Source organism: Stenotrophomonas sp. A3_2, from assembly GCF_036624925.1.
In the GTDB taxonomy this organism is placed as follows: domain Bacteria; phylum Pseudomonadota; class Gammaproteobacteria; order Xanthomonadales; family Xanthomonadaceae; genus Stenotrophomonas; species Stenotrophomonas hibiscicola.
Genome location: NZ_JAZKVY010000338.1, coordinates 1 through 20161, shown reverse-complemented (window position 1 = coordinate 20161; position 20161 = coordinate 1). Strand labels below are relative to the sequence as shown.

General features: G+C 67.4%; 15 protein-coding genes. 11 read left to right on the top strand and 4 right to left on the bottom strand.

Translation table 11 applies throughout. The features are described from left to right. Positions 1–88: 88 nt before the first annotated feature. The 7 genes from acnD (at position 89) to pbpC (ending at position 13667) form a co-directional block, all read left to right on the top strand. Complete coding sequence (gene acnD / locus R5H29_RS16760) at positions 89–2707, top strand: Fe/S-dependent 2-methylisocitrate dehydratase AcnD (RefSeq protein WP_329843416.1); 2619 nt, start codon at positions 89–91, stop codon at positions 2705–2707. Between the two features lie 100 nt (positions 2708–2807). Next, on the top strand, positions 2808–3065 hold the full coding sequence (locus R5H29_RS16755; protein WP_014648042.1) for a type II toxin-antitoxin system ParD family antitoxin: 258 nt from the start codon (positions 2808–2810) through the stop codon (positions 3063–3065). Beyond that, entirely contained in the window at positions 3052–3378 is a 327-nt protein-coding gene (locus tag R5H29_RS16750) for a type II toxin-antitoxin system RelE/ParE family toxin (protein WP_134732028.1), read from the top strand. Before R5H29_RS16755 ends, R5H29_RS16750 begins: the two co-directional genes overlap by 14 nt. Positions 3379–3401: 23 nt before the next feature. Next, positions 3402–4580 (top strand): 2-methylaconitate cis-trans isomerase PrpF, encoded by a 1179-nt coding sequence (gene prpF, locus R5H29_RS16745; RefSeq protein ID WP_171952950.1) that lies wholly within the window; start codon positions 3402–3404, stop codon positions 4578–4580. 124 nt (positions 4581–4704) lie between these two features. Next, positions 4705–6165, top strand: a complete 1461-nt coding sequence (locus R5H29_RS16740) for a bifunctional 2-methylcitrate dehydratase/aconitate hydratase (RefSeq protein ID WP_171952949.1) — start codon at positions 4705–4707, stop codon at positions 6163–6165. Between the two features lie 163 nt (positions 6166–6328). After that, positions 6329–11236, top strand: coding sequence for an alpha-2-macroglobulin (locus tag R5H29_RS16735; RefSeq protein WP_332329507.1), 4908 nt, complete (start codon positions 6329–6331; stop codon positions 11234–11236). 49 nt (positions 11237–11285) lie between these two features. Continuing rightward, positions 11286–13667, top strand: a complete 2382-nt coding sequence (gene pbpC / locus R5H29_RS16730) for a penicillin-binding protein 1C (protein ID WP_332329506.1) — start codon at positions 11286–11288, stop codon at positions 13665–13667. A 153-nt stretch (positions 13668–13820) separates the two neighbouring features. On the opposite strand, the gene R5H29_RS16725 is transcribed toward pbpC, so the two are convergent. Beyond that, the gene (locus R5H29_RS16725) at positions 13821–14396 is read right to left on the bottom strand and encodes a ferritin-like domain-containing protein (protein WP_332329505.1); all 576 of its coding nucleotides are present in this window, start codon (positions 14394–14396) and stop codon (positions 13821–13823) included. Between the two features lie 29 nt (positions 14397–14425). Then, complete coding sequence (locus R5H29_RS16720; protein ID WP_005410646.1) at positions 14426–14908, bottom strand: peroxiredoxin; 483 nt, start codon at positions 14906–14908, stop codon at positions 14426–14428. A 260-nt stretch (positions 14909–15168) separates the two neighbouring features. Between R5H29_RS16720 and R5H29_RS16715 the strand changes: the two genes are divergently transcribed. Beyond that, on the top strand, positions 15169–16062 hold the full coding sequence (locus R5H29_RS16715; protein ID WP_019660038.1) for a DnaJ C-terminal domain-containing protein: 894 nt from the start codon (positions 15169–15171) through the stop codon (positions 16060–16062). A gap of 88 nt (positions 16063–16150) precedes the next feature. On the opposite strand, the gene pilH is transcribed toward R5H29_RS16715, so the two are convergent. Next, positions 16151–16522, bottom strand: coding sequence for a twitching motility response regulator PilH (pilH, locus tag R5H29_RS16710; RefSeq protein ID WP_005410644.1), 372 nt, complete (start codon positions 16520–16522; stop codon positions 16151–16153). An 88-nt stretch (positions 16523–16610) separates the two neighbouring features. Further along, positions 16611–17606 (bottom strand): YhdH/YhfP family quinone oxidoreductase, encoded by a 996-nt coding sequence (locus R5H29_RS16705; RefSeq protein ID WP_180877964.1) that lies wholly within the window; start codon positions 17604–17606, stop codon positions 16611–16613. 153 nt (positions 17607–17759) lie between these two features. On the opposite strand from R5H29_RS16705, the gene hflK reads away from it, so the two are divergent. The 3 genes from hflK to R5H29_RS16690 all read left to right on the top strand — a co-directional run bounded on the left by hflK (position 17760) and on the right by R5H29_RS16690 (position 20006). Next, positions 17760–18893, top strand: a complete 1134-nt coding sequence (hflK, locus tag R5H29_RS16700) for an FtsH protease activity modulator HflK (RefSeq protein WP_005410642.1) — start codon at positions 17760–17762, stop codon at positions 18891–18893. Continuing rightward, complete coding sequence (hflC, locus tag R5H29_RS16695; protein ID WP_019660037.1) at positions 18890–19753, top strand: protease modulator HflC; 864 nt, start codon at positions 18890–18892, stop codon at positions 19751–19753. Before hflK ends, hflC begins: the two co-directional genes overlap by 4 nt. A 67-nt stretch (positions 19754–19820) precedes the next feature. Continuing rightward, positions 19821–20006 (top strand): DUF2065 family protein, encoded by a 186-nt coding sequence (locus R5H29_RS16690; RefSeq protein WP_005410640.1) that lies wholly within the window; start codon positions 19821–19823, stop codon positions 20004–20006. The last annotated feature ends 155 nt before the right edge of the window (positions 20007–20161 follow it).

The following is a 20161-nucleotide window of genomic DNA, read 5'->3' as shown; positions in this document are numbered from 1 at the left end:
TGTACTCATCCGGCCGGCCGCGTGCCGGCCGGATGCTTTCGCCGCCGCACCGCCGGCACCCGGCCCGCCCCAAGCATTCCGCCAGCCCATGAATACCGATTACCGCAAGAACCTCCCCGGCAGCGCGCTGGACTATTTCGACGCGCGCGCCGCCGTCGATGCGATCCAGCCCGGCGCCTATGCCACTCTGCCGTACACCTCGCGCGTGCTGGCCGAGAACCTGGTGCGCCGCTGCGATCCGGCCACGCTCGGCGATTCGCTGAAGCAGCTGATCGAGCGCCGTCGCGACCTCGACTTCCCGTGGTTCCCGGCACGCGTGGTGTGCCACGACATCCTCGGCCAGACCGCACTGGTTGACCTGGCCGGCCTGCGCGATGCGATTGCCGACAAGGGCGGTGACCCGGCCAAGGTCAATCCGGTGGTGCCGGTGCAGTTGATCGTCGATCACTCGCTGGCGGTGGAATGCGGTGGCTACGATCCGCAGGCCTTCGAGAAGAACCGCGCCATCGAGGATCGCCGCAACGAAGACCGTTTCCACTTCATCGACTGGACCAAGCAGGCGTTCCAGAACGTGGACGTGATTCCGCCGGGCAACGGCATCATGCACCAGATCAACCTGGAGAAGATGTCGCCGGTGATCTACGTGCAGGACGGCGTGGCCTTCCCCGACACCTGCGTGGGCACCGACAGCCACACCCCGCACGTGGATGCGCTGGGTGTGATCGCCATTGGTGTGGGCGGCCTGGAAGCGGAGAACGTGATGCTCGGTCGTGCCTCGTGGATGCGGCTGCCGGACATCATCGGCGTCGAGCTGACCGGCAGGCCGCAGCCGGGCATCACCGCCACCGACGTGGTGCTGGCGCTGACCGAATTCCTGCGCAGGGAGCGCGTGGTCGGCGCGTACCTTGAATTCTTCGGCGAGGGGGCGGCGGCACTGACCATCGGTGACCGCGCCACCATCTCCAACATGTGCCCCGAATACGGCGCGACCGCCGCGATGTTCTACATCGACGGGCAGACCATCGATTACCTGCGCCTGACCGGCCGCGAGGAATCGCAGGTCGCGCTGGTGGAAAACTATGCGCGCACCACCGGCCTGTGGGCTGACGACCTGGCCACCGCACAGTACGAGCGCGTGCTGCGCTTCGACCTGTCCAGCGTGGTGCGCAACATGGCCGGCCCGTCCAACCCGCACAAGCGCGTGGCGACCGCCGAGCTGGCCGAGCGCGGCATCGCCGACGAGGCCAAGCTGGCAGCGGGCAAGGCCGAGCAGGCGCAGGGCCTGATGCCGGATGGCGCGGTGATCATCGCCGCCATCACCAGCTGCACCAACACCTCCAACCCGCGCAACGTGATCGCTGCCGGCCTGCTGGCACGCAAGGCCAACGAGCGCGGCCTGCTGCGCAAGCCGTGGGTGAAGTCCTCGCTGGCGCCCGGCTCGAAGGCGGTGCAGCTGTACCTGGAAGAGGCCGGACTGCTGCCGGACCTGGAAAAGCTGGGCTTTGGCATCGTCGCCTTCGCCTGCACCACCTGCAACGGCATGAGCGGCGCGCTCGATCCGGCCATCCAACAGGAGATCATCGACCGGGACCTGTACGCCACGGCCGTGCTGTCGGGCAACCGCAACTTCGATGGCCGCATCCACCCGTATGCGAAGCAGGCGTTCCTGGCGTCGCCGCCGCTGGTGATCGCCTATGCCATCGCCGGCACCGTGCGCTTTGACATCGAGAAGGACGTGCTGGGCGTGGACGCCGACGGCAACGAGGTGCGCCTGAAGGACATCTGGCCGAGCGACGCCGAGATCGACGCCGTGGTCAAGGCCTCGGTGAAGCCGGAGCAGTTCCGCCGCGTCTACAACCCGATGTTCAATGTGCGCGTGGAGCACGGTGCCGCAGTCAGCCCGCTGTACGAGTGGCGCCCGCAGAGCACCTATATCCGTCGCCCGCCGTACTGGGAGGGCGCACTGGCCGGTGAGCGCACGCTGTCGGGCATGCGCGCGCTGGCGGTGCTGCCGGACAACATCACCACCGACCACCTGTCGCCGTCCAACGCGATCCTGGCGTCCAGTGCCGCCGGTGAATACCTGGCGAAAATGGGCCTGCCCGAAGAGGACTTCAATTCCTACGCGACCCACCGCGGCGACCACCTGACCGCGCAGCGCGCCACCTTCGCCAACCCGAAGCTGTTCAACGAGATGGTGCGCAACGACGACGGCAGCGTGAAGCAGGGTTCGCTGGCGCGCGTGGAGCCGGAAGGCAAGGTGATGCGCATGTGGGAGGCGATCGAAACCTACATGGAGCGCAAGCAGCCGCTGATCATCATCGCCGGTGCCGACTATGGCCAGGGCAGCTCGCGTGACTGGGCCGCCAAGGGCGTGCGCCTGGCCGGTGTGGAAGCGATCGTGGCCGAAGGCTTCGAACGCATCCACCGCACCAACCTGATCGGCATGGGCGTGCTGCCACTGGAGTTCAAGCCGGGCACCACCCGCCTGACCCTGGGCATCGACGGTACCGAGACCTTCGACGTGATCGGCGAGCGCACCCCGCGCGCCGACCTGACCCTGGTCATCCACCGCCGCGACGGCCAGGATGTGATCGTGCCAGTGACCTGCCGCCTGGACAGCGACGAGGAAGTGGCGATCTACGAAGCCGGTGGCGTGCTGCAGCGCTTCGCCCAAGACTTCCTGGAAGGGGCCAAGGTGGCGTGATACCGGCCTGAATGCCTGCCCCCGGAGGCCGGGGGCGGGCTTGTCCGACACCCGGGCAGGGCGCACACTGACTTGGCAAAAACTGCCAATGGAGAGTCTCATGGCCACCATGAACATTTCGCTGACCGACCCGCTCAAGCAGTTCGTGGACGAGGAAGTGCGTGAAGGCGGCTACTCCAGTACGTCGGACTACGTGCGTGACCTGATCCGCCAGCGCCAGCGCAGCAAGGCCGAAGAGCTGCTCAAGCAGTTGATAGCCGAGGGGCTGGCTTCTGGTCCAGGCGTTGCGGTGACGGCCGACACATTCGAGCGCATGCGTCGCGAACTGACCGAAAGGTTGGAGCGTGAAGGCGATTGAATGGCGGCCAAGGGCCGAAGCCGACGCAGCCGATGCCGCGCTGTGGTTTGCACGGCAGGGTGGGCTGGTACTGGGTCGGCGCTTTCTCGCCGAGTTGGAGACCACGCTTCAACGCATCGCCGTGTTTCCAGGCTCGGGTTCCACCCGGCACGCCGACCTCGCAGCACAGCTGCCGGTGCCGTTGCGGTTCATGCTGGTTCCGGGCTTCGAACGCTACCTCGTCTATTACCTCGATCTACCGGACCGCGTGGACATCATGCGTGTGTGGTGCGTTGATCGTGGTCTTGACGCACTGATGCAAGACATTTCCTGAAATTCAAACGCGTGGATTCGACGATGACCTTCCTCCCGCAACTCCGTATTCCCGCCACCTACATGCGCGGCGGCACCAGCAAGGGCGTGTTCTTCCGCCTGCAGGACCTGCCCGAAGCCGCTCAGGTGCCGGGCGCCGCGCGCGATGCGCTGCTGATGCGCGTGATCGGCTCGCCCGATCCGTATGGCAAGCAGACCGATGGCATGGGCGGCGCCACCTCCAGCACCAGCAAGTGCGTGATCATCTCCACCGCCTCGGTGCCGGACCACGACGTGGACTACCTGTACGGCCAGGTCTCGATCGACACCGCCTTCGTCGACTGGAGCGGCAACTGCGGCAACCTCAGTACTGCAGTGGGTCCGTTCGCGATCGCCAATGGGCTGATCGATCCGGCCCGGGTGCCGCGCGATGGCCTGTGCACCGTACGCATCTGGCAGGCCAACATCGGCAAGACCATCATCGCCCACGTGCCGATGCGCGATGGCGAAGTGCAGGAGACCGGCGATTTCGAGCTGGATGGCGTGACCTTCCCGGCGGCCGAGATCCAGCTGGAATTCATCGATCCTTCTGATGACGGCGATGCGGGCGCGATGTTCCCGACCGGCAATCTCGTCGATACCCTGGAGGTGCCCGGCGTGGGCAGCTTCGAGGTGACCATGATCACGGCCGGCATTCCGACCATCTTCCTCAATGCGGCCGACCTGGGCTACACCGGCACCGAGCTGCAGCCTGCAATCAACGAAGACAAGGCGGCGCTGCAGAAATTCGAGGCCATTCGTGCTTACGGCGCGCTGCGCATGGGCCTGATCCCGAAACTGGAAGACGCCGCGACCCGCCAGCACACGCCGAAGGTGGCATTCGTTGCACCGGCTCAGGACTACGTGTCGTCCAGTGGCAAGGCGATTCCGGCGTCGGCCATCGACCTGCATGCGCGCGCGTTGTCGATGGGCAAGCTGCATCACGCGATGATGGGTACCGCCGCCGTAGCGATCGGTACCGCCGCGGCGATTCCGGGCACGCTGGTCAATCGCGCCGCCGGTGGCGGCGAACGCGAAGCGGTGACCTTCGGTCATCCCTCGGGCACGTTGCGCGTGGGTGCGCAGGCAGGTCTCGTTGACGGCCAGTGGACAGTGACCAAGGCCATCATGAGCCGCAGCGCCCGCGTGCTGATGGAAGGCAAAGTGCGGGTGCCGGCCGAGTGATGCGTTGGTAAACGCCAACCAAGGTTGGCGACTACCGGGCCGCAGAGATCGATTGCTTTGGTAGATGCCAACCTTGGTTGGCATGGTGCACGGGCAACCGTGCACCGCAACGAGGAGATCGACGATGTCCGACAGCCACACCCCATCCAACGAGCGTGCAGCGTGGGATGCGCTGCTGGTGGACATCGTCGATTACGTGCGCGACGTACGCATCGACTCACCGCTGGCGTTCCAGACCGCGCATCACTGCCTGCTTGATACGCTGGGCTGCGGCCTGGAAGCGCTGTCCTTCCCGGCCTGCAGCAAGCTGCTCGGTCCACTGGTGCCGGGCATCAGCGTGGTCAACGGCGCGCGCGTGCCGGGTACGCACTACGTGCTGGACCCGGTGCAGGCCGCCTTCAACCTCGGCGCAATGGTGCGCTGGCTGGATTTCAACGACACCTGGCTGGCTGCCGAGTGGGGCCATCCTTCCGACAATCTCGGCGGCATCCTGGCTGTTTGCGACTGGCTGGGGCGCAACGCGCAGGCCCTGCGCCGCCCGCCGCCGACCGTGCACGACGTGCTGCTGGCGATGATCAAGGCGCACGAGATCCAGGGCGTGCTGGCGCTGCAGAACTCCTTCAACCGGGTCGGGCTGGACCACGTGGTGCTGGTCAAGGTGGCCACCACGGCCGTGGTCGCGCAGTTGCTCGGGCTGGACCGCGAGCGCATGCTCAATGCGCTGTCGCTGGCCTGGGTCGATGGCCAAGCGCTGCGCACCTACCGGCACGCGCCCAACACCGGCTCGCGCAAGAGCTGGGCCGCTGGCGATGCGACCAGTCGTGGCGTGCGTCTGGCGCTGATGGCAGCCAGCGGCGAGATGGGCTATCCCAGTGTGTTGAGCGCGCCGACCTGGGGTTTTGAAGCGGTATCGATGCATGGCGAGGCGCTGACGCTGGCGCGACCGCTGGGCAGCTACGTGATGGAGAACGTGCTGTTCAAGATCAGCTACCCGGCCGAGTTCCATGGCCAGACCGCGGTGGAGGCGGCGATCACGCTGCACCAGCAGTTGCGTGCGATGGGGCGTCGGGTCGAGGACATCGCGCATATTGCGATCAGGACCCAGGAAGCCTGCATCCGCATCATCGACAAGCAGGGCCCACTGCATAACCCGGCCGACCGCGACCACTGCGTGCAGTACATGGTCGCCATCGCGCTGCTGCACGGGCGGTTGACGGCCGAGGATTACGAGGACGACGTTGCCGCCGACCCGCGCATCGACGCACTGCGCGCGAAGATGGCCTGTCATGAGGATCCGCAGCTCAGCGCCGATTACCTGGACCCTGAGAAGCGCAGCATCGCCAACGGCCTGAGCGTGCGCTTCACCGATGGCACCGCGCTGCCGGAGGTGCTGGTGGAGTACCCGCTGGGCCACGCGCGCCGTCGCGAGGAAGGCATTCCGCTGCTGATGGACAAGTTCCGCCGGCACCTGGCCCACCGCTTCCCGACAGTCCAGCAGCAGCGCATCTGGGCCGCTTCACTGGACCCGGTGGCGCTGGCCGCGATGCCGGTGACCGACTACGTGGACCTGTACCTGCCGGGGTAGTTTGATCGGTAGTGCCGGCCGCTGGCCGGCAATCCCATCCAACCTGCCATGCCGGTTGCCGGCCAGCGGCCGGCACCACCCGCACCCGCGGCAATTGCCGAAATCGCGTCAACACCTTGACGCGGCCTGCCTATAATGGCCACCTCGATCAAGGAGTGACGACATGAGCGGTCCGGCACGGCGGAAGCGGTGGGGATGGGCGGCGGCGGTACTGGCAGGAGGCCTGTTGCTGGGCCTGGCCGGCTGCCGCAACGACAGCGGGCAGTTGCCCAAGGCCAGTGGCGAGGCGATCACCACCAAGGCCGAGCAGGTGAAGGAATTCACCCTTCTGCGCGCCTACCCGGACCAGAAGAATGACGGCCTGTCGCTGGCGCTGGAGTTCTCGCGCCCGCTGGTCGGCACCCAGGATTTCGACACGCTGGTGCGCTTCGAGGAGAAGGTCGGCACCGACGACAGCAGCTGGACGCTGTCCGATGACGGCCTGACCCTGCGCTACCCGTTCGTCGAGGCCGGCAAGGAATTCAGCCTGGTGGTCTCGCCGGACCTGCTGGCCGCCGATGGCAGCCGACTGGGCAAGGAACTGAAGCAGAAGGTGTTCAGCGGCGAGCTGAAGCCGGTGGTTGGGTTCGCCTCGCAGGGCAGCGTGCTGCCGGCCAAGGACAGCCGTGGCCTGCCGGTGGTCTCGGTGAACGTGCCGGAAGTGGACGTCGAGTTCCTGCGCGTGCGCGAGAAGGACCTGCCGACCTTCTTCAGCCAGTACCAGCGCGGTGGCCGCCGTGGCAGCTGGGAGCTCAGCAGCGACTACGAGCGCAGCCCGATCAACAAGCTGGCCGAGCCGGTCTACGTCAACCGCTTCATCCTTGGCGGCAAGCAGAACGAGCGGGTGCTGACCTACCTGCCGACCCAGGACATCAAGGAACTGCAGGAGCCGGGCCTGTACTTCGCACTGCTCAAGCGCACCGGCGACTATGAGGGCGAATTCGATACCGCGTTCTTCTCGGTCAGTGACATCGGCCTGCACACCCGCGCCTACAAGGACAAGCTGTTCGTGCATACCGCCGGTCTCAAGGACGGCGCGCCGCTGAAGGGCATCGACCTGCGCGTGCTCGACGCCAAGGGCGAGGTGGTGCTGAAGGGCAGCACCGACGGCAACGGCAATGCGCTGCTGAACTACACCCTGGATGCCACCCACGTGCTGGTCGCCAGCAGCGGCAAGGACACCAGCTTCCTGCCGTTCAACCAGCCAGCGCTGGACCTGAGCGAATTCGCCGTGGCCGGCCGCGACAACGCATGGTTCGATGTCTATGCCTGGTCCGGCCGCGACCTGTACCGCCCGGGCGAGACCGTGCGCCTGTCCGCGCTGCTGCGTGACAACGATGGCAAGCCGGTCAAGGCGCAACCGGTGTTCCTGCGCCTGAAGCAGCCCGACGGCAAGACGTTCCGCGAGACCCGCCTGCAGCCGGGTGACCAGGGCTACATCAATTTCGAGCAGGTGATCCCCGCCGAGGCGCCGACCGGGCGCTGGCAGGTCGAGTTCCGCACCGACCCGGCCGGCAAGGAAGCGATCCAGGGCATGACCCTGCGCATCGAGGAGTTCCTGCCCGAGCGCATGAAACTGGACCTGGACAGCGCGCAGAAGACGCTGAAGCCGGGTGAGGACCTGCGCCTGCAGGCCAATGGTGCCTATCTGTACGGGGCACCGGCCGATGGCAACCGCTTCACCGCGCGCATGGCGGTGGCCGCCGAGCAGCAGCCGGTGGAAGGCCTGCCGGGCTACTTCTTCGGTGACCCGACCCTGCAGCTGCCGCGCGAAGCCAAGGACGTGATCGACACCACGCTGCCGGCCAACGGCCAGCTGCGCGAGGACGTGGCATTGCCGGAAGAGGCGGCCAAGGCCAAGGCACCGATTGCCGTGGTGCTGTCCGGCAGCCTGTATGAAACCGGTGGCCGCACGGTCACCCGTACCCTGAAGCGGGTGATGTGGCCGGCCAATGCGCTGGTCGGCGTGCGCCCGCTGTTCAACCCCGAGGACGGTGCCGACTCCAACGGCAACGCGCGCTTCGAGCTGATGCGCGTGGATGCCACCGGCGCGCCTCAGCCGGCCAAGGGCCTGAAGATCACCCTGGTGCGGGAACTGCGCGACTACCACTGGACCTTCAACGACAACCGTTGGGACTACGATTTCACCCGCCGTTTCGAGAACAAGGAAACGCGCACCGTCGATGCCGGCGGCAGCGCGGTCGCCTTCGATTTCCCGGTGGAGTGGGGCGAGTACCGCGTGGACGTGTTCGATCCGTCCACCGGCCTGACCAGCCGCTACCCGTTCCGCGCCGGCTGGAGCTGGGGCGATGACAACCGCGGCCTGGACGCGCGCCCGGACAAGGTCAAGCTGGGCCTGGACAAGACCGGCTACAAGGCCGGCGACACCCTGGAAGTGACGGTGACCCCGCCGCATGCCGGCAAGGGCATCCTGATGGTCGAGACCGACCGCATGCTGTACGTGCAGGACATCGAGGCCAAGCCGGGTTCGACCTTCAAGATTCCGGTCACCGCTGACTGGGAACGCCACGACGTCTACATCACCGCGCTGGTGTTCCGTGGCGGCAGTGCGCCGAGCAAGATCACTCCGGCCCGTGCCGTGGGTGTGGTGCATGTGCCGATGGACCGCAAGGGCCGCACCGTGGCCGTCGGCCTGGCCGCGCCCAAGCAGATGCGCCCGGAGCAGGACCTGCCGGTGACGGTCAGCGCACCACAGTTGGCCGGCAAGATGGCGCACGTCACCGTCTCGGCGGTGGACGTGGGCATCCTCAACATCACCCGTTTCCCGGTGCCCGACGCCGGCGCGCACTTCTTCGCCCAGCGTCGCCTCGGCATCGATGCCTATGACATCTACAGCCGGGTGATCGAGAGCTTCGATGGTGGCAGCGGCAAGCTGAAGTTCGGTGGCGACATGGCACTGCAGGCATTGCCGCAGGCCAAGCGCCCGACCGCGCGCGTGCAGACCGTGGACCTGTTCTCCGGCCCGGTGCAGCTCGATGCCAAGGGCAATGCCCGCATCCGCCTGAAGGTGCCGGATTTCAACGGCACCCTGCGGGTGTCGGCGCTGGTCTACAGCGATGACCAGTACGGCAAGCGCGACGTGGAAACCATAGTACGCGCGCCGATCCTGGCCGAAGCCAGCATGCCGCGCGTCCTGGCCCCGGGCGACCGCAGCACCTTGACCCTGGACGTGCAGAACTTCACCGGCAAGCCGGGGCAGTTCAACGTGAAGGTGGAAAGCGAGGGCCCGTTGAACTTGGGTGAGGGCAGCCGCAGCGTGCAGTTGCATGCCGATGCCAAGACCACGCTGAGTTTCCCGCTGTCCGCGCGTGAGGGCCACAGCGTAGCCAAGGTGCGGGTGCGGGTGGACGGCAACGGCTTCAAGGCCGATCGCCGTTACGACCTGCCGGTGCGTGCGGCGTGGCCGCAGGTGCTGCGCTCGCAGGTGCGCACGCTTGATCCGTTGGCCGCGGTCAGCCTCGACAACAGCCTGACCGATGGCCTGATGGCCGAGTCGGTCAATGCCCGCCTGCTGGTCAGCCCGCTGCCGCCGATTCCGTTCGCCAGTGCACTGCAGGGCGCGCTGAATTATCCATATGGCTGTGCCGAGCAGACCACCAGCAAGGGTTACGCGGCGCTGATCCTGGACCAGGCGACGTCGTCGATGCTCGGTGCCGACGGCCTGGATGCCAAGACCCGTCGCGAGCGCATGGAAGGTGCGTTCGGTCGCCTGGCGTCGATGCAGGTGGCCAACGGCAACTTCTCGATGTGGGGTGACGACGGCTACGTGAACCCGTGGCTGACCCCGTACATCGCCGAGTTCCTGCTCGACGCCAAGGATGCCGGTTTCGCGGTGCCCGACAACGTGCTGCAGAAGGCGCTCAACCGGCTTAGCGAGGATCTGCTGTCCGGCGGCAACCAGTTCTACGGCCAGGACGACCGCGAGAAGCTGAAGTTCGCCAACCAGGCCTATTCGGGCTACGTGCTGGCCCGGGTCAACCGTGCACCGCTCGGTACCCTGCGCACGCTGTACGACAACGAGCGCAGCAAGGCGGTGGGCGGCCTGTCGCTGGTCCATCTGGGCGTGGCGTTGTCGCTGCAGGGCGATGCCAAGCGTGGCCAGGCCGCGCTGGCGGCGGCCTTCGCCAAGTCCAGCAGCGAGCGCCCGTCGTACTTCGGCGACTACGGCAGTGCGATCCGCGATGACGCGCTGATGATCGCGCTGACCCACGAGAACAAGCTGGCCAAGCCCGCCTGGGACGCACGTGCGGTCGATCTCGGCCGTGGCCTGGATGCCCGTCGCAATGCCGGCTGGATGTGGCTGAGCACGCAGGAACAGGTGGCGATTGCACGTCTTGGCAAGGCGCTCGCCGCCAACCAGAAGGCGCTGGTGGCCGGAGAGCTGGTGATCGGTGGCAACACCGAAGCCATCGGCGAGCGCAAGCTGTTCGGCCGCAACTTCAGCGCCAGTGAGCTGGCCAGCGGTGTGCGCTTCACTCCGCAGGGGCAGCCGCCGATGTTCGCCAGCATCGACGTGGCCGGCATCCCGCGCAGCGCACCGGCGCCGGACAACAGCGTGCTGGGTATTGAACGGAGCTACTTCGGTACCGATGGCAAACCGTGGTCGCCGCGACCTCTGAAGGAAGGCGAAGCACTGATCGTGCGCGTCACCGTCACCGCCGACACCACGATGCCCGATGCGCTGCTGACCGACCTGCTGCCGGCGGGCCTGGAGATCGAGAACTTCAACCTGGGCGACGCCAAGCAGTGGGCCGATGTGGTGGTCGATGGCATCACCATCAGCGACCGCGGTGAAGCGGCCGATACCAAGCACGAGGAGTTCCGCGACGACCGCTACGTGGCTGCGCTGAAGCTCTCGCGTGGCAGCAAGGCCAACGTGTTCTACCTGGTGCGCGCGGTGACCCCGGGTACCTACTCGGTGCCGCCACCGCTGGTGGAGGACATGTACCGGCCGCAGCTGCGCGGCGTTGGCCGCAGCAACCCGACCACGATCACGGTGGTACAGCCGTGACCGCGCGGACGGGCCGCGACGGCGCGGCCCGTCCTGCTGGCAACCTGCAATGAAGAACAGGATGACGACCCGGCTGGCAGCCCTGCGCCGCCGGCTGCAGCCTCTGTGGCCGTGGCTGCGCTGGGGCATGTCCGCCACGCTGGCGCTGCTGCTGGTGCTGGATTTCGCCTTCCCGCCCCCGCTGCCGAAGCAGCGCGAAACCAGCACTCTGGTGGTGGCCGCCGACGGCACGCCACTGCGTGCGTTCGCCGATGCCGAGGGCGTGTGGCGTTATCCTGCCTCGATCGACAGCGTCTCGCCGCTGTACCTGCAGGCGTTGCTGACCTACGAAGACCGCTGGTTCTGGCGCCATCCGGGGATCAACCCGGTGGCGATGCTGCGTGCCAGCGGCCAGCTGCTGCGCGGCGGCCGCATCGTGTCCGGCGGTTCGACCCTGACCATGCAGGTGGCGCGCATTCTCGACCCGCACTCGCGCACGCCTTGGGGCAAACTCAAGCAGATGCTGCGCGCGGTGCAGCTGGAAGTGCATCTGAGCAAGCAGCAGATCCTGGCCCTGTATCTGGAGCGCGCGCCCTACGGCGGCACCATCGAGGGCGTGGAAGCGGCCAGCTGGGCCTATCTGGGCAAGCCGGCGGCGCAGCTGTCGCATGCCGAGGCCGCGTTGCTGGCGGTGCTGCCGCAGGCGCCAAGCCGGCTGCGCCCGGACCGCCATCCGGAAGCGGCGCAGAAGGCGCGCGACAAGGTGCTGTCACGCATGGCCGAACTGGGTGCGTGGACGCCGGAGGAAGTGGAGGACGCGCGCATCGAGAACGTGGTGGCGCGCTCGCTGCGGCCGCCGCTGCATGCGGCACTGCTGGCGCAGCGACTGCATTCAGCGCAGCCGGGCAAAGCGCGCATCCAGAGCAGCATTGATATCGGCCTGCAGCGCACGCTGGAAGAGCGCGTGGCCAGCTACTTCTCGACGCTGCCAGAACGCACCTCGGCCGCCCTGCTGGTGGTCGACAACCAGACCCTGCAGGCACGTGCCTATGTGGGCACCCTGTCCTTCGGCGACCGCCAGCGGCTCGGCCACGTGGACATGGTGCAGGCCTGGCGCTCGCCGGGCTCCACGCTCAAGCCGTTCCTGTATGCGATGGCGCTGGATGATGGCCTGATCCATTCGGAAAGCCTGCTGGTGGATGCGCCGCAGAGTTTCGGCAGCTACCGCCCCGGCAACTTCGACATGGCCTTCAACGGGCCGATCGGCGCGTCCAGCGCTTTGCGGTTGTCACTGAACGTGCCCTCGGTGGACCTGCTGCAGCGGGTCGGCGCCGCGCGCTTCGCTGCACGTCTGTCGCACGCGGGCATCCAGCTGCGCTTCCCGCCAGGCAGTACGCCCAATCTGTCGCTGATCCTGGGCGGCACCGGCGCGCGGTTGGAAAACCTGGTCGGCGCGTTCGCCGCGCTCAACCGCAACGGCATCGCCGGGCGCGTGCGCTACACCGATGACGAGCCGATGATCGAGCGGCGCCTCGCTTCGCCCGGCGCCAGCTGGATCGTGCGCGAGATGCTGGAATCGAATCCGCGGCCGGGGTACAGCGTCGGGACGTTCGATGTCGGTGGCCGCCCGCGCGTGGCGTGGAAGACCGGCACCAGCTACGGGTACCGCGATGCGTGGGCGATTGGCAGCACCCGCCACTACACCGTGGGCGTGTGGGTGGGCCGGCCGGACGGCACACCGCTACCGGGCCAGTACGGCGCGGTGACCGCGCTGCCGCTGATGTTCGAGGTGGTGGACAGCCTGCCGCGCCAGCGCGGTGACTCGGCCGCTGCGCCGATGCCGGCCAGCGTCAGCCAAGAAGACATCTGCTGGCCGACTGGTGAGCGTGCCGAAGGCCTGCCTGCTGCGCTCTGCCAGCGGCTGATGCCAGCCTATCTGCTGGAAGGCGCGGCACCACCGACCTTCCCCGAGCGCGAAGCACGGCGCTGGCAACCAGGTCGGCAGCGCTACCTTGCCGATGCGCGTACCGGTCTGCGCGTGTCAGCCGATTGCCGCTTGCCGCACGAAGAAGTCGCGCGCGAGATCGCGCGCTGGCCAGCGTTGCTGTCGCCATGGCTGTCCAAGGCCACGCGCGAAGCCTCGCAGCTCCCGGCGCTGTCGCCGGACTGCCGTGATGATGGCCGCGAGGCCAGCGTTGCGCTGCACATCGATGGGCTCAACGATGGCGCCACGCTGGCGCGCGCGCCGAATTCGGAACATGGCGTACGCCTGCAGCTGCGCGCGCTGGGCAGCGAGCAGGCGGTGGAGTGGCTGCTGGATGGACGCTGGATTGCACAGACCCACGGCGCGCAGCTGATGCAGCGAGAGTTCGCCGAACCCGGCACGCACACCCTGACCGCGTTGGCAGCCGACGGCGCCTGGACGCAGGTGCGGTTCAACGTCCTGCGCTAGATGCCGACCTTGGATGGCACTTCCCGCATGTCGTCATGCTGTTGTAGAGCCGAGCCCATGCTCGGCTGCTCCTGCGACGTGCGTGCAGCGGTCAGCCGAGCATGGGCTCGGTTCTACAACGCCGTAGATGGCAGCGATCGCGTGGCGTAGCGATTACTCCCCGATCCACCCGTCCAGCAGGTCGGCGAACTCGTCGGCATGTTCTTCCTCCTGCGCCAGGATCTCTTCAAGGATGCGCTTGGTGGTGGTATCGCGGTCACCGATGAAGTTGATCATCTCGCGATAGCTGTCGATGGCGATGCGCTCGGCCACCAGGTTCTCGCGCACCATGTCGCGCAGGTCGCTGCCTTCCTTGTATACGGCGTGCGAACGCGCGGTCAGCGTATCCGGGTTGAGATCCGGCTCGCCGCCCAGCTGGACGATGCGCTCGGCCAGCTTGCCGGCATGCGCCTGCTCCTGCTGTGCATGCTCGAGGAACTCGGCTTTCACCGCGTCGGCCAGCATGCCCTTGGCCATGAAGTAGTGCCGGTAGTAGCGCAGAACGCAGACGTACTCGGTGGCCAGTGCGTCGTTGAGCAGCTTGATCACCACCTCGCGGTCAGCGCTGTAGCTGTCGGTGATCGCACCATCTTCGATGTTGCGCCGGGCGCGTTCGCGCAGGGTCTTGCGGTCGCTGATGCCGGCAATTTCCGCGGCGGGCTTGCTGGCTTTGGCTGGCTGCGTGGACATGGCTGGCCGTTTCCTTCTGCGGTGGGGAATCAGGTGGGGAGATGCTCCAGCACGTACTCGGCCGAAGACACTTCGAACTGGCCGGGCTGTTCAACCCAGGCCTCTCGAACTACGCCGTCGTCGACGTACAGGGCAAAACGACGCGAGCGGATTCCCATGCCCGACGCGCTCGCATCAAGCTCCAGACCCAAGGCGCGGGTCAGCTCGGCATTGCCGTCGGACAGCATCAGAAGGCCGTCGGGCACGCTCTGGTCGGCGGCCCAGGCCTTCATCACGAACGGGTCGTTGACGGCCATGCAGTAGACGTCGATGCCGCGCTGGCGGAAGGCCTCGAACTTTTCGACGTAGCCGGGAAGGTGACGTGCCGAGCACGTCGGGGTGAACGCGCCGGGCACGGCGAACAGCACCACCTTGCGCGCATCGAACAACGAATGCGTATCAAGCGTTTCAATGCCCTCGCGGATGCGCTTGAGGGTCACTTCCGGAATGCGGTCGCCGACATGGATGGTCATGGGAACTCCTTGCTGGGGCAGGCTAGTGGGCCGGATGGGAGAGGGGCGTCAAGACATTGGAAACCCGGTGTGCAGGCTCCATCTTCCGGCTTTGTGGCAGGGGCTTCCAGCCACAGCGTGGCGCACGGGGATGGCAGCCGCATTGCGCAGGATCAGTCGGCCTCACCGGGGCCGCACGAGGGGCGGCGTAGCCTCGCAGGCGCGTAGAATGAACCCGGGGCGGCGCCACCAGCGCGGCCGAAGCGAATCGAGGTAGCTGGATGGAATTCAAGGATTACTACGCCACCCTGGGGGTGGAACCGAGCGCGGGCGAGGCGGAGATCAAGACCGCCTACCGCCGGCTGGCACGCAAGTACCACCCGGACGTCAGCAAGGAGGCCGGGGCCGAAGACAAGTTCAAGGCGGTCAACGAGGCCTACGAGGCGCTGCGCGATCCGGAAAAGCGTGCGGCCTATGACCAGCTGCGCGCGCAGGGCTATCGCCCGGGCGAGGAGTTCAACGTGCCGCCGAACTACGGCGGCGCCGGTGGTTTCAATTTCGAGGAAGTGTTCGGTGGCGGCGGCCCCAACGGCGGCTTCAGCGACTTCTTCGAAAGCCTGTTCGCGCGCCAGCGCGGTGGAGCGGGCGCGGGGGCCGGTCCGGGCTTCAGCAGCCAGGGCCATGCGCCCAACCGCGATACCCGCGCCAAGCTGTCGGTGCCACTGGAAGCGGCCTACAGCGGCGACAGCCTGCGCATCACCGTCAACGGCAAGCAGCTGGACGTGCGCGTGCCCAAGGGCATCCGCCCGGGCCAGGTGATCCGCTTGGCAGGGCAGGGCAACCATGGCGGCAATCTGCTGCTGGAGGTGGAATACGCCGCCCACCCGCAGTTCGAGGTCGATGGTCGCAACATCCTCTATACGCTGCCGCTCACGCCGTGGCAGGCCGCGCTGGGCACCAGCATCAGCGTGCCGACCCTGGGTGGTGCGGTGGAACTCAAGATTCCGGCCGATTCCGATGCCGGCCGCAAGCTGCGCCTGCGTGGCCGTGGCCTGCCGGGCAGCCCGGACGGCGACCAGATCGTCGAAATCGAGATCGTGGCCCCGGCTGCGACCGATGAGGCGCAGAAGAAGGCGTACCGCAATCTGGCCAAGGCGTTCGGCGAGACCATTTGAAGGTGGTGCCGGCCGCTGGCCGGCAACTTCATTGCCCTGGACGGTGATGCGTGGTTGCCGGGCAGCGGCCGGCAACACCGCGCGCGTCTCAGCCCTGGCCCGCGAACACGCGCTCCAGCACCTCGGACAGCTCGTCCTCCGAGAACGGCTTGGTGATGTAGGCCTTGGCGCCCTGGCGCATGCCCCACATGCGGTCGGTGTCCTGGTCCTTGGTGGTCACCAGGATCACCGGGATATGCCGGGTCGCCTCGTCGCGGGCGAGGGTACGGGTGGCCTGGAAGCCGTTGAGGTTGGGCATCACCACGTCCATCAGGACCAGGTCGGGCAGCTCGGCCTTGGCGGTTTCGACCCCGGCGGCGCCATCGGTGGCGGTCAGGATCTGGTGCCCGAGCTTCTCGACGATGCGCTGTATCCCCAACAGCTGCGACGGTGAGTCGTCGACGATCAGAATGCGTGCCATGTTGTTCCCCATGTAATGCCCGCAGTGTAGTGCGGGCCCATTACCGGCGGGAGGGCCGCGTCTGCCGTCCGTCGCCTGCCTGCGACGTTCAGTCGATCCGTACCACGGTGCGACCCAGCGAACCGCCCGCCAGCATCCGTTCGAATACGGCAGGAAGGCCATCGAGGCCGACTTCGGCGGTGCAGATGCGGTCCAGGTGCTGCGGCTTCCAGTCACTACCCAGCCGCGACCACACTTCCTCACGCAGTCCGCGTGGCGCATTGGCCGAGGACACGCCCAGCAGCGAGACACCGCGCAGGATGAACGGCATCACCGTCATGTCCAGCGTCGGACTGGCTGCCAGGCCGGCACTGACGACGCTGCCGTAGGGCACGGTCTGCGCCAGCAGGCTGGCCAGCATGTCGCCTCCGGCATTATCGAGGCCACCCCCGAAGCGGGCCGACTGCAGCGCGCCGGTGTCGGCCAGCGCGTCGCGCGGCAGTACCTCGGCGGCGCCGATGCTGCGCAGGAATCCTGCCTGGTCCGGCTTGCCGCTGACCGCGTGCACGCTGTAGCCGGCACGGCTGAAGATGGACAGCGCCAGCGCACCGACACCGCCGCTGGCACCGGTGACCGCCAGCGGGCCGAGTTCCGGGGTCTGCCGGTTGTCCTGCATGCGCAGCAGGGCCAGCGCCGCAGTGAAGCCGGCGGTGCCCAGCACCATCGCCTCGCGTGGGGTCAGCCCGGCCGGCTGGGCGATCACCGCGCGCGATTCCAGCCGCACGTACTGGCTGTAGCCGCCGTCGCGGGTCTCGCTGAGGCCGCAGCCGGTGGCCAGCACCGCGTCGCCTTCACGCCAGTCCGGGTCGGTGCTGGCGACCACGGTGCCGGCCACATCGATGCCGCCCACCAGCGGGAAGCGGCGCAGGATCTTCCCTTTTCCAGTACCGGCCAGCGCGTCCTTGTAGTTGACCGAGGACCAGTGGGCGCGGATCAGCACCTGGCCGGGGTTGAGGTCGTCGACCCCGAGCCGGACCAGGCCGCTGCGATAGCCGGCGTCGTCGTTTTCGATGCGGAAGGCGGTGAACGGGGTGGTGGGGGCCATCGGCGTTGCCTGACTTCGAGGAAAACGCCACCTTACCCCGTTGCCCCCCTTTCGATCCTGCCGATCCGCCCCATCTTGTATGATCGGTGATGGTTTCACGGCTGGCGGTGCGGGAAGGGCCCGCGCCGCAGCCCAAATCTTGATGGAGCGTGCATGGCCTGGAATACACCCGGCGGCAACAAGGGCGGACAAGGCCCCGAGGACAATCGACGCGGGCCGTTCGGGTCACGCGGCGGTGGCAATGGTGGTGGCTGGGGCGGTTTGCCCGGGCCGCTGAAGGACCTGTTCGACGGCGGCATCGTGCGTTGGGTGGTGGCAGCCGTGGTGCTGCTGGTGCTGTTCTCCAGCTTCCAGCTGATCGGCGAACAGCAGCGCGGTGTGGTGCTGCGCTTCGGCCAGTTCTCGCGCATTCTGCAGCCCGGCCCGAACTTCAAGCTGCCCTGGCCGATCGAATCGGTCACCAAGGTCAATGCCACCGAGATCAAGACGTTCTCGATCCAGGTGCCGGTGCTGACCCGCGACGAGAACATCGTCAACGTCTCGCTGAACGTCCAGTACCGCATCGACGACCCGCAGCAATACCTGTTCGGCACCGTGGATGCCAACCAGGTGCTGGAGCAGTCGGCGCAGAGCGCCGTGCGCGAGGAAGTTGGCCGCGCCGACCTCAACGCCGTGCTGAACAACCGTGGTCCGCTGGCCGTCGCCGCCGAGGAGCGCCTGCAGGCGCTGCTGAAGGCGTTCAAGACCGGCCTGACCGTGACCGGCCTGACCCTGCAGGACGCCCGTCCGCCGGAGGAAGTGAAGCCGGCCTTCGACGAGGTCAACGGTGCCCAGCAGGTCAAGGAACGCCTGATCAACGAGGCCCAGGCCTATGCCGCCAAGGTCGTGCCGGAAGCCCGGGGCCAAGCCTCGCGCGCCCGTACCACTGCCGAAGGCTACAAGCAGGCCGTGGTGTCCAAGGCCGAGGGTGACGCGCAGCGCTTCAGCCTGTTGCAGGCCCAGTACAAGGACGCTCCGGAAGTGACCCGCAAGCGCCTGTGGCTGGAGACCGTGCAGCAGGTGCTGAGCGAGAACCGCAAGGTGATCGGTGGCGATGGCCGCCAGCTGATCTACGTGCCGATGACCGGCGATACCCGTCCCAGCACGTCGGCTCCGGCCGCAGTGGCCAACCCGGACGTGGTGATGCCGTCGCTGCCGGGTGCAGCGGCGGAAGCTTCCCGTGATCCGGGCCGGCCGGTGGGCCGCCCGACCGGGCGACCGAGCGGCCGTGAGGAGGGCAGCCGATGAAGAGTCCTATCTGGATCGCCGTGATCGTGGCGGTGGTGCTGGGCCTGCTCGGCTCGGTGTACGTGGTCCGTGAGGACCAGACCGCCATGGTGCTGAACCTGGGCAAGGTGGTGCGTTCGGACATCAAGCCGGGCCTGCACTTCAAGGTGCCGGTGGTGGAAACGGTGAAGGTCTTCGACCGCCGCTTCCAGGTGCTCGACACTGCGCCGGCGCGCTACTTCACCGCCGAGCAGAAGGACGTCAGCGTCGACTTCTTCGCCATCGGCTACATCTCCAACGTGGGTGACTACTTCCGTGCCACCGGCGGCGACCCGCGTGTGGCCAACGCCCGCCTGGCGCCGATCATCACCGACTCGCTGCGCAACCAGATCAACTCGCGCACCCTGCAGCAGCTGGTGTCCGGCGACCGCAGCGAGCTGATCGCCGAGCAGCTGAAGGGCATCAACGAAGCGGTGGCTGGCCTGGGCATGCAGATGATCGACCTGCGCATCAAGCAGGTGGACCTGCCGACCGACAGCCAGGTGATCAACGACGTGTACGAGCGCATGCGCGCCCAGCGCAAGCAGGAAGCGGCCAAGCTGCGTGCGGAGGGCGAGGAGCAGTCGCTGACCATCCGTGCCCAGGCCGACCGCGACAGCACCGTGCTGATCGCCGAGGCCGAGCGTGATGCGCAGCGCCTGCGCGGTGAAGGCGATGCCGAGGCGGCCCGCATCTATGGCAAGGCCGGCTCGGCCGATCCGTCGTTCTATGCGTTCTACCGCAGCCTGGAGGCCTACCGTGGCTCCATGACCGACGGCAATGGCGTGATCGTGCTCGACAAGAACGACCCGTTCCTGCAGTACCTGAAGAACGACCGCTGAGGTCGCAGGGCAGTACCCCACGGGGCCCGGCCAGACGCCGGGCCCCGTGCTTTTTCCGGAGTTCCCGATGAAAGATCTGTTTGCCGCCGTCTGCCTGGTCGCGGTGCTGGAAGGCCTGTTCCTGTTCGTCGCCCCGTTCGCCTGGAAGCGCATGGCCGAACGCCTGCTGGACCTGCCCAGCCCGGCCCTGCGCAGCTTCGGTGGGCTGGTGCTGCTGGCCGGCCTGAGCCTGCTGTGGTGGGCGCGGCATTGAGAGGGTAGTGCCGGCCGCTGGCCGGCCACCCCGGGTTGGCCGCCAACGGCCGGCACCCCCGGGGGGGGGGGGTGTCCGGCCGGTGACGCCGGGCGGCGGAAAGGTGGCCCCCGCCCCCGGCACCCCCGATCATTGACAAAAGCCGGCCGGGCCGC